The organism is Fructobacillus tropaeoli, from assembly GCF_001047135.2.
Classification (GTDB): domain Bacteria; phylum Bacillota; class Bacilli; order Lactobacillales; family Lactobacillaceae; genus Fructobacillus; species Fructobacillus tropaeoli.
Genome location: NZ_DF968079.1, coordinates 193,447 through 206,828, shown reverse-complemented (window position 1 = coordinate 206,828; position 13,382 = coordinate 193,447). Strand labels below are relative to the sequence as shown.

At 45.5% G+C, this 13,382-nt stretch carries 10 protein-coding genes and 1 riboswitch; of the genes, 8 read left to right on the top strand and 2 right to left on the bottom strand.

Features of this window, described 5'->3' with window-relative positions:
* The first annotated feature begins 46 nt into the window (after positions 1 to 46).
* Together AOQ32_RS02755 and tuf are read left to right on the top strand one after the other, a co-directional pair.
* Positions 47 to 955, top strand: coding sequence for a hypothetical protein (locus AOQ32_RS02755; protein WP_059393491.1), 909 nt, complete (start codon positions 47 to 49; stop codon positions 953 to 955).
* Between the two features lie 176 nt (positions 956 to 1,131).
* Positions 1,132 to 2,319 (top strand): elongation factor Tu, encoded by a 1,188-nt coding sequence (gene tuf, locus AOQ32_RS02750; RefSeq protein WP_059393490.1) that lies wholly within the window; start codon positions 1,132 to 1,134, stop codon positions 2,317 to 2,319.
* A 122-nt stretch (positions 2,320 to 2,441) separates the two neighbouring features.
* On the opposite strand, the gene AOQ32_RS09040 is transcribed toward tuf, so the two are convergent.
* Complete coding sequence (locus AOQ32_RS09040) at positions 2,442 to 2,573, bottom strand: hypothetical protein (RefSeq protein ID WP_275542753.1); 132 nt, start codon at positions 2,571 to 2,573, stop codon at positions 2,442 to 2,444.
* Positions 2,574 to 2,637: 64 nt separating this feature from the next.
* The gene (locus AOQ32_RS02745; protein ID WP_059393489.1) at positions 2,638 to 3,162 is read right to left on the bottom strand and encodes a hypothetical protein; all 525 of its coding nucleotides are present in this window, start codon (positions 3,160 to 3,162) and stop codon (positions 2,638 to 2,640) included.
* Positions 3,163 to 3,479: 317 nt separating this feature from the next.
* Between AOQ32_RS02745 and leuS the strand changes: the two genes are divergently transcribed.
* The 6 genes from leuS to guaA all read left to right on the top strand — a co-directional run bounded on the left by leuS (position 3,480) and on the right by guaA (position 13,246).
* On the top strand, positions 3,480 to 5,912 hold the full coding sequence (gene leuS, locus AOQ32_RS02740; protein ID WP_059393488.1) for a leucine--tRNA ligase: 2,433 nt from the start codon (positions 3,480 to 3,482) through the stop codon (positions 5,910 to 5,912).
* 114 nt (positions 5,913 to 6,026) lie between these two features.
* The gene (locus tag AOQ32_RS02735) at positions 6,027 to 8,180 is read left to right on the top strand and encodes a putative polysaccharide biosynthesis protein (RefSeq protein ID WP_083994371.1); all 2,154 of its coding nucleotides are present in this window, start codon (positions 6,027 to 6,029) and stop codon (positions 8,178 to 8,180) included.
* Between the two features lie 176 nt (positions 8,181 to 8,356).
* Positions 8,357 to 9,331, top strand: coding sequence for a YitT family protein (locus AOQ32_RS02730; protein ID WP_059393487.1), 975 nt, complete (start codon positions 8,357 to 8,359; stop codon positions 9,329 to 9,331).
* A gap of 76 nt (positions 9,332 to 9,407) precedes the next feature.
* Positions 9,408 to 9,504, top strand: a riboswitch (purine riboswitch).
* Positions 9,505 to 9,593: 89 nt separating this feature from the next.
* On the top strand, positions 9,594 to 10,706 hold the full coding sequence (guaB, locus tag AOQ32_RS02725) for an IMP dehydrogenase (protein ID WP_114679971.1): 1,113 nt from the start codon (positions 9,594 to 9,596) through the stop codon (positions 10,704 to 10,706).
* Positions 10,707 to 10,741: 35 nt separating this feature from the next.
* Complete coding sequence (locus AOQ32_RS02720) at positions 10,742 to 11,701, top strand: IMP dehydrogenase (protein ID WP_059393485.1); 960 nt, start codon at positions 10,742 to 10,744, stop codon at positions 11,699 to 11,701.
* 3 nt (positions 11,702 to 11,704) lie between these two features.
* Positions 11,705 to 13,246 carry a glutamine-hydrolyzing GMP synthase gene (guaA, locus tag AOQ32_RS02715; protein WP_059393484.1) on the top strand — a complete coding sequence of 514 codons (1,542 nt, stop codon included), beginning with the start codon at positions 11,705 to 11,707 and terminating at the stop codon, positions 13,244 to 13,246.
* Positions 13,247 to 13,382 lie beyond the last annotated feature (136 nt).

Genomic DNA, 13,382 nt, shown 5'->3' with positions numbered 1-13,382 from the left:
AGAATAGAGGCGCAAGTTGCCTTATTAGAGTAAAAAGGAGTTTCACTTGGAAAAGACATTGATTGAAATCAAAGATCAGGCTGAGGCCGAGTTTAACCAGGAACATTACCACCAGGCAGCTGATTTATTTGTGACAGTATATCAAGAAGAGCAAACTTTGGCTCTGAACCGACAGTTGGTACTGGCTTTAAAAGAGGACCAGCAATACCAATTGGCCAAAGATTACGCTACTGATTTTTTGTCGGATTATGCCCAACATGAAAATCTGTTCTTATTGTATTTTGACCTGCTTTTGCAAATACAAAACTTTGTGTCCGCTCAACAATGGGCCTTAAAGAGTCCAAATCAGGCATTAACAGAAGATTTGTTAGCACAGATTCGAGATGGTGAAAGGAAGGCTGAAGACCAGCAGGAGCAGACGCTCAAGACGATTGCCCAGCATTTTTACCATCTTAGCGATGAATCAATGGTGGCCCAGCAGGAACGCTACCAACAAGCCTTTCACTTGCCCGTAGCTACTTTTGTGACGGGGGCGAAATTCTTACTGGTTGATCCCTTTGCCAGTCCATTGATGCGCAGCACGCTTTTGAGTGACTTGCAGGAGCTCGGGGAAACGGGGGTAGTCACCTATCAGTGGCTTGACCAACAGCGCTACCAAATCGATTTGCAGGCCATCTTGCCACTGTTCTCCAATCAGGTCTTTCAAAAACTGGTTGCAGCTTTAGATGACCAGGTTGGCCAAGAAGACCCAATTGCCTACCAGGCTTTGTTTGATCAGCTACGCTTAGAGTCCATGTTATTGTTCCCACGGCTAGAAGAAAGTATCTTGGATGCCACGGCTTGGGTGGATGCTGATTTGTCAGCTTTTTATCAGGAACAAGTACCGGAAGAAGAGGCCCAACAAAAGCAGGCGCACGACTTGGTTTTGCAGGCACTGAGTGAACTGGCAGGGTAGTAAACCCCTTAGGAAATGGGTGTTTACAAAGATTCGAGAACTTAGTATAATAAGTGTCGGCTTAAGTGCCAGAAAAACGCAGTTTAATGGTTGCCTTTATGGCCCAGGCGTTGTAAAATATAAACATACGATTTTCTCGGGACAAAAACTGAGAGATAAAATTGGAGGAAACTACATTGGCTAAGGAAACTTACGTTCGCAATAAGCCCCACGTTAACATTGGTACGATCGGACACGTCGATCACGGAAAGACTACTTTGACTGCTGCTATCTCAAAGGTATTGGCAGAAAAAGATGGTGGAACTGCTACTGATTTCGCTGAAATCGATAACGCTCCTGAAGAAAAGGAACGTGGTATCACGATCAACACGTCTCACATCGAATATGAGACTGATGCTCGTCACTACGCCCACATCGATGCCCCTGGTCACGCGGATTACGTTAAGAACATGATCACTGGTGCCGCACAAATGGATGGTGCCATCTTGGTTGTTGCCGCAACTGATGGTCCTATGCCACAAACTCGTGAGCACATCTTGTTGGCTCGCCAGGTTGGTGTTGAACATTTGGTTGTCTTCTTGAACAAGACTGACTTGGTTGACGATGAAGAATTGATCGACTTGGTTGAAATGGAAGTTCGTGAATTGCTTTCAGAATATGATTTCCCAGGCGATGACATTCCTGTTATCAAGGGTTCAGCTTTGAAGGCTTTGGAAGGTGATGAAGAACAAGCTAAGGTCATCATGGAATTGATGGACGCTGTTGATTCATACATCCCAACTCCAGCACGTGAAGATGACAAGCCATTCTTGATGCCTGTCGAAGACGTATTTACGATCACTGGTCGTGGTACTGTTGCTTCTGGTCGTGTTGACCGTGGTGTTTTGACTACTGGTACTGAAGTTGAAATCGTTGGTTTGAAGGATGAAATCCAAAAGACTACGGTTACTGGAATCGAAATGTTCCGTAAGACTTTGGAAGAAGCTCAAGCTGGTGACAACATCGGTGCTTTGCTCCGTGGTGTTGACCGTGACCAGATCGAACGTGGTCAAGTTTTGGCTGCTCCTGGTTCAATCAAGACTCACAAGAAGTTCATGGCCGAAGTTTATGTTTTGACTAAGGACGAAGGTGGTCGTCACACACCATTCTTCACTAACTACCGTCCACAATTCTACTTCCACACGACTGATGTTACTGGTGTTGTTGAATTGCCAGCCGGTGTTGAAATGGTTATGCCTGGTGACCAAGTAACGTTCGACGTTGAATTGATCGCACCAGTTGCCATTGAAAAGGGATTGAAGTTTACTGTTCGTGAAGGTGGCCACACTGTTGGTGCCGGAACTGTTACTGAAATCGAAGAATAATTTATTATCTCTTCAAAAAGTCCACTTTTGTGGGCTTTTTCTTTTGCTTAAAATTGCTCGATTTAAACTAAAAACCCGCGACTGTCAGTGATTACTGAACAGCCAGCGGGCTTTTTTAAGCTTTATTTGTCTTTTTTAATACCCAAAGCCTTATCGCGAGCTTCCTTATCTTGCTTGCTATCAAGAATGGGTAGGTCGATGAGGTCTTCTAAGGGTGTGTTAATGTGCTCTTCTTGGTTGACAATTCGTCCCATGAATTTTGCCTCCGTTTTTGTTGATTGGCGCTATTATACCATTTTACGAGTTGATATGTTGGGACTAATCGTCTTTGCGTTCAATCAAATAGGTTAAATCAGAATGAGTTTGGTAGCTAGCCTTATCCGTATCATTTGTAATGGAGACGTCAAAGTTGGCTGCCTGTTGGTTACGGGTTAAGTTGACAATCAAGAGACCGTCATCTTTCAGGTGGTCCCAAAGAAGGGTGATTTGTTCGTTAAGCGTTTCTCGGTTAGGAAGGGAAGTACCGGTGTCAGAGCCGTAGTCAAGAATGGCGAGGTCAAGCTTTGAAACTTTACCAATTTGTGCTTGCAGCTTGTCTTGTGTCAAAACGCCGTTGATTACGTCAACGCGGTCTTGTAAACCAGCCATAAAAAGAGAAGAAGCGATTTGATTCGCATTTTCTTTCTCTTCGCTAAAGGTCAAAACTTGGCCTTGTGAGCCCACACGGCTCGATAGAAAGCGTGTGTTTAAGCCGATACCAGCAGCACCATCCACAACGAGGTTACCAGGTTCGACCGTTTCTTCAAGTGTACTTTGAATAAAATGTCGATTTGAAATTTGCATCGCGAGATCCTTTTTCTTTTCTAATCTATAGTATACGAATTTTTACTGATTTATGCTATAATAAAGGTACTTTTCAACAATAGTAGTGATTGCGGAGCATCAGAAAGTAAGCGGGGCTGGAAGCTTGCCAACTAAGATCATGAACTCGGTTGAAACCCCTACCGGTGAAGTGGAGTAGTCGGTACGTCTTGCTGCGTTAAGGCAACTTCGAGGTTCAAAAAATTGAACAAAACGTAGGTGGTACCGCGATGATAATCGCCCTATGTTAGGCCCAAGTGGCTTAACATGGGGCGTTTTTTAGTAGATGGAGGAATAAAATGGGATACGATCATAAAACAATTGAGAAGAAGTGGCAAAATTTTTGGGATGAGGATCAAACCTTTGCAGCACCAGATAAATCAGATAAGGAAAAGTTTTATGCCTTAGACATGTTCCCATATCCATCTGGTCAAGGATTACATGTTGGTCACCCAGAAGGGTATACGGCCACGGATATCGTATCGCGTTTTAAGCGCGCTCGTGGCTTTAATGTTTTGCATCCTATGGGTTGGGATGCTTTTGGTTTGCCAGCCGAACAGTATGCTTTGAAGACGGGTCACAACCCCGCAACTTTTACGGACCAAAACATTCAAACTTTTAAGAACCAAGTGAAGTCATTGGGCTTCTCTTACGACTGGAACCGTGAAATTAAGACAACTGACCCTAGCTATTACAAATGGACGCAGTGGATCTTTGAAAAGCTCTATGAAATGGGCTTGGCTTATGAAGATGAAATCATGGTCAACTGGGCTCCTGATTTTCCAGGTGGTGGCTTGGTTGTTGCCAACGAAGAAGTGATTAACGGCAAGACGGAACGTGGGGGTTACCCTGTTTACCGCAAGCCAATGAAGCAATGGGTTTTGAAGATTACGGCCTATGCGGACCGCTTGATTGACGACTTGGATGATTTAGACTGGCCTGAAGCAATTAAGGAGCAGCAGCGTCATTGGATTGGCCGCTCAGTCGGTGCCTCTATTCGCTTTGCGGTCGAAGGCCATGATGGTAAAAAGATTGAGGTCTTCTCAACGCGTCCAGATACGTTGTTTGGTGCTTCTTACCTGGTTTTGTCACCAGAACATGATTTGGTTGATCAAATCACCACTGCTGATCAAAAGGCGGCTGTGGCAGCTTATCAAGAAGAAATCGCCACTAAGTCTGACTTGGAGCGAACTGATTTGAATAAGGATAAGTCAGGGGTCTTCACTGGGGCTTATGCAAAGAACCCAGTTAACGGTGAATTGTTGCCAATCTGGATTGCCGACTATGTCTTGGCTTCTTATGGAACCGGAGCCGTGATGGGTGTGCCAGCGCACGATCAGCGTGATTACGACTTTGCTAAGAAGTTCGACTTGCGCATTACGCCAGTTATCGAAGGTGGCGACATTGACAAGGAAGCTTATAGTGGCGAGGGCGTTCACATTAACTCAGGCTTCGTAGATGGCTTGGGCAAGCAAGAGGCCATCGACAAGATGATTGCTTGGTTGGAAGAAAATGGTGCCGGTGAAAAGAAGGTCAACTACCGCTTGCGTGATTGGATTTTCTCTCGCCAGCGTTACTGGGGTGAACCAATTCCTGTTATCCATTGGGAAGATGGCACGCAGACGTTGGTCCCAGAGGATGAATTGCCATTACGTTTGCCAGAAATGACAGAAGAGCAATTGAAGCCTTCTGGTACTGGTGAATCACCATTGGCCAATGCCAAGGACTGGCTGGAAGTCACTCGTGCAGATGGCATGAAGGGCCGTCGCGAAACTAATACTATGCCACAGTGGGCTGGATCATCATGGTACTTCTTACGCTATATCGATGCGAAGAATGGCGAGGCTTTGGCCGATCCTGAGAAATTAGCTTACTGGAAGAACGTCGACTTGTACGTCGGTGGAGCAGAACACGCGGTTTTGCACCTCTTGTATGCTCGTTTCTGGAACAAGGTCTTGTATGACCTTGGCGTGGTGAAGGAAAAGGAACCATTCCAAAAGTTGGTTAACCAAGGAATGATTTTGGGTGCTAACCACGAAAAGATGTCAAAGTCGAAGGGCAACGTGGTCAACCCGGATGATATCGTCAACGAATATGGTGCTGACACGCTTCGAATTTATGAAATGTTTATGGGCCCATTGACTCAGAACAAGCCATGGTCTGAGGAAGGGGTGACAGGATCTCGTCGTTGGTTAGACCGTGTTTGGCGCTTGCTCATCAATGAAGATGGTTCTGTAACGGACAAGTTGACGGATAAGGCCGATGACACGCTCAAGAAGGAATACAACTTGACGGTCAAGAAGGTCACGGAAGACTTGGAAAACATGCATTTCAACACTGCCATCTCAACGTTGATGGTCTTTGTCAATGATGCTTACAAGGAAGACAAGCTTCCAGCTGCTTACATGGAAGGCTTTGTGCAAATGTTAGCACCGTTTGCACCACACTTGGCCGAAGAATTGTGGCAAAAGTTGACGGGTTCAAAGGAATCCATCACTTATGTTGCCTGGCCAACTTATGATGAAGAAGCCTTGGTCGATGATACAAAGGAAATCATCTTCCAGGTGAACGGCAAGGTCCGTTCAAAGCAGGTCTTACCAGCTGATGCCAGTCAGGACGATTTGATTGCAGCAGCAAAGGCTGATGAAAAGGTTCAAAAGAACTTGGATGGCTTGGAAATCAAAAAAATTATTGCCATTCCAGGTAAGTTCGTTAATATTGTTGCGAAGTAAGAGCGAACGTGTTATCTTGGTGTTTAGCTGATTTAATCGAAACAATCCAAGAATAGCCCGTTAGGAAGACGGATTTTCCTTCCTAATGGGATACATATTAAAGGTGATACAGGTATGACCCAGGATTTTTATAACGAACAAGAGGGTGGTCAAGAAAAAAAAGACCAGGCGCCGCTTGATGACCAACATCTAACGGCTGACGAGTTGCTCGCCAAGTTAGAGCAAAACCTTCGCCCTAAAACCAAGCAAGAAAAAATTGTCGCTTTTTGGCCAAAACGGTCGCAGCGACGAAAACAGAATTTGAATAATGGCGATTCGAAAGGTGATCCAAAACCATTGTCTGAATCCGAAATCAAAGTAGAACAACCAGCAGTAACAACTAAAAAATTAGCCTTCTTTCAGCGCCGGTCAAAGCAGTCGGTCAACCAAAAAGATGGCAATGATGGTCAGCCAGTTGATGACGTAACAGCTTTGGCAGACCAAACAGTGGCTTCGTTGGGGCGGTCTGCCAGTGATGAGCAGGCTCTTGACCAAAGTCAGGGTGGCGGAAATAGTGCCTTGGTCCGCGGGTCCTTTTGGTTATCCTTGGGAAACATTGTTTCTCGCCTCTTAGGAGCAGTTTATATCCTGCCGTGGTTGGCCATGCTTGGTAAGGCAGCCAACCAGGGAAATGCCCTCTTTTCGCAAGGGTATAATATCTATGCGATTTTACTTTCAATTGCTACCTTTGGTTTTCCATCAGCCATTTCCAAGGTAATGGCCCAACTGATTGCTAAAAAGGACCAGAATGGTTTATGGGCCCTTACCAAACGATCACTACAGATTGGGGTAGTGCTTGGGATTATCTTTTCGACCTTGTTGTACGTTGCAGCGCCGCTCTTATCGAACGGCAATGCCCAGGTCGTCCCAGTTCTGCATTCTTTGGCACCGGCTGTCTTGGTCTTCCCAGTGATGTCGATGGTTCGTGGAATCTTCCAGGGACACCAATTAATGCACATTTCAGCCTTGTCTGATATTTGGGAACAGGTTGGTCGTGTGATTTACTTGTTGTTAGCCACTTGGATTGTCTTAAGCCATGACAGCAGTAATTGGACTGGGGCCGTTGTCCAGTCAACATTTGCCGCCTTTATCGGGGCGCTCTTCTCATTGGCCGTCTTGGGCTATGGCTGGGTGCGCTATGCGCGGTTGATTCACCCAGTTGCCGGCGTGCCGGACGAGCAAGCCGCTTTGGCACAAATGAGTGCTGCGAACCAGCAAGTAGTCGCTGAAAATCAAACAGCTACTGACCAACCTTTGCACCGTCGTCATCAACAAGATGACAGTCAAGGACAAAAAAATCAGCCAACCAGGTCAAAAGCACTATCGATGGTCATCAATATTTTGAAGGAATCATGGCCCTTTGTCGTTATTGGTTCGTCAACGAATTTGTTCTTGTTCGTTGACCAGTATACTTTCTTCCCATTGATGAAGGCCTTTTTCCATACGAACCTTAGTCAGTTACAGATTGATTTTGCCTTGTTCTCGGCCAATCCAAATAAATTGGTGATGATTGTCATTTCTTTCGCCACAAGTATTGCGGCAACGGCCTTGCCAATCTTGGCAGCCAAGAAAGCGGCTAAGCAAATGGGGGCCTTGAAGGAACAGTTAATTGCCGTCTTGCGATTGACCTCCTTAGTCTTGGTGCCATCTGCGCTTGGTATGTACGCTGTTTCAGATCCTTTGTACCGATTCTTCTATCCAATTGATCAAACGGTCCAAGCTGGGATTTACTTGCTCCAATTCTCAGCTGTTTTGACGATTATTATGTCCTTCTTTATGTTGTTGGCCTTTGTCTTACAGGCCTTGTCACACGGTAAAGAAGTGATGCGGGCCTTTGGTTATGGCTTGTTAATTAAGATTGTGATTCAGGCACCATTGATTTACCTCTTCCAGGGGATGGGGGCTTTGATTGCTACCGCCCTTGGTTTAGGTTGGTCGCTATATCTGATGATGAAGTATCTGAAGGAGCATTACCAAGTTTCGATGAGAACCATCCAAGATACCTTGCTAAAGACCTACCTATCAGCAGCCGTAATGGCCATCGTTGCCTTTTTGTTAACTTGGGTCTCAAAGACTTTCTTGCTGACGACTGCAACAAAGGTTGGTGCCGGCTTAGCAACTGCTTTAGGGGTGATTGGCGGACTTGTCGTTTTGCTGGTCTTATATCGCTGTTTTGGCCTGTTAAATCAGGTTCTAGACCGTGGCCACGAGCCAGAAAAAACCAAATAATGATTGAATTCTTAGCCAGACAAATGTCTGGCTTTTTTGTATCAAGAATCAATCTATCGTGGTTTTTGTTTTCTTTTCTTTTGTTTGGGAAATGTTGGCTACCAGGCTGAAGATACAGGCTTTCTATGATATTATGAGAGACAGTGATAAATTCTTTTTTGAAAGAGAGGCTCGCCATGCAAGCTTTAACAAAATCTTGGCGTAAGGTCGCGCTGACAAGCGCTGTTTTCGTAATCTCCGTTGGACTACAGGTTTTTGGATTGAATTATTTCTTAATCCCCAATAGTATTTTTTCTGTTGGAATTAATGGAATTTCGCAATTGCTTTCCCTGTTGGTCTTTGATGCTTGGCATTTACGGATTCCAACCGGACTGTTCTTTCTGATTTTCAATATTCCAATTGGAATTATGGGTTGGAAATTAATTGGTGGTAAGTTTACTATTCTATCCTTTATCAACGCGATGGTGGTAGCATTGGCTTTGATTTTCGTGCCAGTCCATCCTTTCACGACTCAGCCATTGCTGGCCTCACTCTTTGGTGGTCTGCTGGTTGGTTCTTCTGTTGGAATTGCTCTGCGCTATGGTTTTTCAACGGGTGGCTTTGATATTATTTCGATGGTTGTGCAAAAGCGAACTGGAAAATCAATTGGTGCCTTTAATAACGCAGTTAACTTTGTGATTGTGTTGATTGCTGGTTCCTTTATTGGTTGGCAAAATGCTTTGTACACTTTGATTGGGATTTACGCAACCGGACGGGTAATCGATGCCATTTATACTGGTTACCAAAAGCTAACGGCTTTGATTGTGACGAGTCGGGGACCGGAAGTCATCGATGCTTTGCACCGTGACTTGATCCGTGGCATTACCATTCTGCCATCAGAAGGGGCTTATACGAAGCGGGAGTCAACAACGTTGATGATGGTGCTATCCCGTTTTGAACTGTTTGAAATGCAGGAAACGGTTCGCCAGGTCGACCCAAAGGCTTTTATTAACTTCTTGTCAACGGTTTCCGTTGCAGGCGAGTTTTGGGATGCCGACCGGCAATTACAAATGAAGAAGTCAATGGGACCAAAGGCGGTCACGATTGACGCCCAATTGGAGGCTGAACAACAGTTGGCTGACCAGTTGGATCAACTAAAAGATGAGGATTAAATTCTCATCTTTTTATAATTTAATGTTCGGGAATTTTTATTGCTAAATGAGAAAAAACCGAGTACAATTATCAATAATAATTTAAGAGAAATTTACAGATATATCGCTGGAAAATGGCCAGCAGTCTCTACCGCGCCCCAAAAGTCGTGACTATCCGTGAATGCGAATCAAAGGTTTTTTTGACGGAGCATTTTGCGGAGCTGTGGTAGCTGCAAAGTGCTCTTTTTTGGTCTATATTGTAAGCAGGATGGTGAGGAGAATCATGGCAGAATTTAAGATTAAAAATAAGTTCGTCCCAATGGGTTTGACCTTTGACGATATGAAAATGGTCGCCCCAAAACAAGACGAAATTTCAGTTGATGCCGTTTCTTTGGAAACGGAATTGACGCCTACGCTCAAGCTGAAGATTCCTTTGCTATCAGCCGCAATGGATACTGTCACAGAAGCGAATTTTGCCATTACCCTGGCACAGTTTGGTGGCTTGGGCGTTGTTCATAAGAATATGACGATTGCTGACCAAGCAGGTGAAATCAAGAAGGTGAAGGAACACCAGGTTGATTTGAATCAATTCCCTAACGCAGCTTTGGATGCCAAGGGTCGCTTGATTGTTGCCGGTGCCGTTGGGGTAACCAATGACACGGTCGACCGTGCTGGTGCAATGGTTGATGCCGGTGCCGATGCTATTATCTTGGATTCTGCTCACGGCCAATCAGAAGGTGTTTTGCGTAAGGTGCGCGAGGTCAAGGATGCTTTCCCTGACGTCAACATCATTGCTGGTAACATTGCCACTGAAGGCGCTGCTTCTGATTTGTACGATGCTGGTGCTGATGTCGTCAAGGTTGGAATTGGACCTGGATCTATCTGTACAACACGTGTTGTTGCCGGAATCGGCGTACCACAGTTGTCTGCCATTCGCGATGCTGCTAAGGAAGCTAAGCGCCGTGGCAAGGCAATCATTGCTGATGGTGGTGCTAAGACGCCTGATGACATCATGAAGGCAATCGCCATGGGTGGCAACGCCGTGATGCTCGGTTCAATGTTCTCAGGCACAAAGGAAACTCCTGGGGAAGTCTTTGAAGATAACGGCCAGAAGTTTAAGTTCTACCGTGGCATGGGTTCCATTGCTGCCATGGAAAATGGTTCAAAGGACCGCTACTTCCAAGGTGAAGTTAACGAAGCCAAGAAGATGGTGCCAGAAGGAATTGAAGCACGAGTTGCCTACAAGGGCACTTTGGCTGATATTTTGATGCCAATCTTGGACCACTTGCGCAAGGAAATGGCCGAAATGGGCGTGCACAATGTGCAAGAAGCCATTGACCAAGCCGAAAACGTTGAGAAGACCACTGACGTCTTTGACTACCAGGCTTCTTTGTAATTTTTACGAACACAAACTTTTGATCGGGAGAAATTATGACTGACATGAATACACGACACGGCTTGGGTTACGACGAAACCCTTTTGGTCCCAGCAGCTTCAAATGTTTTGCCACACTTGGTCGACTTGAAGACGCATTTGGGCGCATTGGCTATGAATAACCCGTTGGCAGCTGCAGCAATTAATCCAGCTGCTGATCAACAAGAAGTCGTTTTGGCTGTGGCTCAATCTGGTGGATTGGGTTTGGTTGCTGCTAGTGAAGCTGTTGCAGATCAAGTGGCTGCCGTTGAAGCTGTGCGTGCCGCAACTGTTGATTTGGACAAGAACCCACAGACTTTGGTAACTGAAGATGGTCACGTGGCTGTTGGTGCTGAAATCTGGTTGGCCGCTGACGTGAAGGAACGTGCATTAGCATTGGTTGGCGCTGGTGTTTCTGCTTTGTTCCTCTACTTAAATGATGATTTGAAGGCTGATATTGCCGCTGAAATCAAGGATTTGAAGGCAGCATTGGGCCGGGTTACTTTGGCCGTTGGAACTATCGAAGATCCAGCAGTTGCTAAGGAACTCTTCGACTTGGGTGTCGACGCCGTGATTGCTGGCCGTTCAGTTCATTCTGACTGGCCTGATGACATTCACTACCCATTCTTGACGACTGTGATGGGCATTGCTGAAGTGGCAGACCCAATGGATAAGACCGTTATCGCTCAGGGCGGTATCCATTATTCCGGTGATGTTGTTAAGGCCTTGGCTGGTGGTGCTGATTTGGTCATGGTTTCTGACTACCTTGCCAAAGAAGACGTTGCTGAAGACGCTGTTTTCCAAATTGATGGTGGTTTACGGGCCGGAATGGGGTATACTGGTTCACATACGGTTGCTGATTTAAAAGAGTCCGCACAATTCGTTCAAATCACGGATAACGGCTTGAAGGAATCACATCCTCATGATGTGGAAATCACTAAAAAAGCGCCAAATTACGTTGAACAGGAAAGAGACTAAGCCATGACCACAGGTAATGACAAAATCTTAGTATTGGACTACGGGTCCCAATACAACCAATTGATTACGCGACGCGTTCGAGAACTCGGCGTTTTCTCTGAATTGAAGTCATCAAAGATGACGATTGATGAAATTAAGGAATACAACCCTAAGGCAATTATCCTTTCGGGTGGTCCAAAATCAGTTTATGATGACGATGCTTATCCAATTGACCCTGAAGTATTCAAGTTGGGGATTCCCGTCTTGGGTGTTTGTTACGGGATGCAATTGATGGCCCAACATTTGGGTGGTAAAGTCGAAGCCAACCCAGGTAATGGGGAATTTGGTCAGACTGTTATCAAGCAGACTGCTCCTTCAAAGCTCTTTGCTGGTACACCAGAAGAGCAAGTTGTTTTGATGTCACACTCAGACAACGTCACAAGGTTGCCTGACAACTTTGTTGTGGCTGCTGGTTCTGAAAAGACGCCAATTGCAGCGATTGCTAATGATGATGACCGTCTGTACGGTGTTCAATTCCACTCCGAAACAACGTTGTCTGAACACGGTAAGGAAATCATTAAAAACTTTGTCATCAACATTGCTGGAGCAGACGCTTCTTGGACAATGGCTGGTTTCATTGATGAACAAATCGAAAAGATTCGCGCCGAAGTTGGTGACAAGAAGGTCTTGCTTGGTTTGTCTGGTGGGGTTGACTCATCTGTTGTTGGTGTCTTGTTACAAAAGGCTATTGGCGACCAATTGACTTGTATCTTTGTTGATCATGGTTTGTTGCGTAAGAACGAAGCACAACAAGTGATGGACATGTTGGGTGGCAAGTTTGGCTTGAACATCATCAAGGTTGATGCACAGGATCGTTTCTTGTCAAAGCTTGCTGGTGTTACTGATCCAGAACAAAAGCGTAAGATTATCGGTAACGAATTTATCGAAGTCTTCAACGATGAAGCCATCAAGTTGAAGGACGTTGACTTCTTAGCCCAGGGAACGTTGTACACGGATGTGATTGAATCTGGTACGGATACGGCCCAAACAATCAAGTCACACCACAACGTTGGTGGTTTGCCTGAAGAAATGAACTTTACTTTGATCGAACCTTTGAACAAGTTGTTCAAGGATGAAGTTCGTGCCTTGGGTGAAGAGTTGCAAATGGACCACGAGTTGGTCTGGCGTCAACCATTCCCAGGACCAGGTCTTGGTATCCGAATCATGGGTGAAATCACTGAGGACCGGTTGGAAACTGTCCGTGAATCCGACTTTATCTTGCGCGATGAAATCGCCAAGGCCGGTTTGGAAGGTGATGTTTGGCAGTACTTCACTGTCTTGACAAACAACAAGTCTGTTGGTGTCATGGGTGATTACCGTACGTACGAATACACGATTGCCGTCCGTGCTATCACTTCTGTTGATGGTATGACAGCGGACTTTGCCCGCTTGCCATGGGATGTGTTGCAAAAGGTTTCTTCACGAATTGTCAACGAAGTGGATCACATTAACCGCGTCGTGTACGACATTACCGCTAAGCCACCTGCAACGGTTGAATGGGAATAAAAGGTATATGTAAATCGAAACCGGAATGTTGATTTGACGGCATTTTCGGAATATACAAAGGATATGATTGGCGGGGAAATTGTTACGTTCCCCGCCAGAATCCCCGCCAAGTTTGGGCCGAATGAGGGCTGAGTTG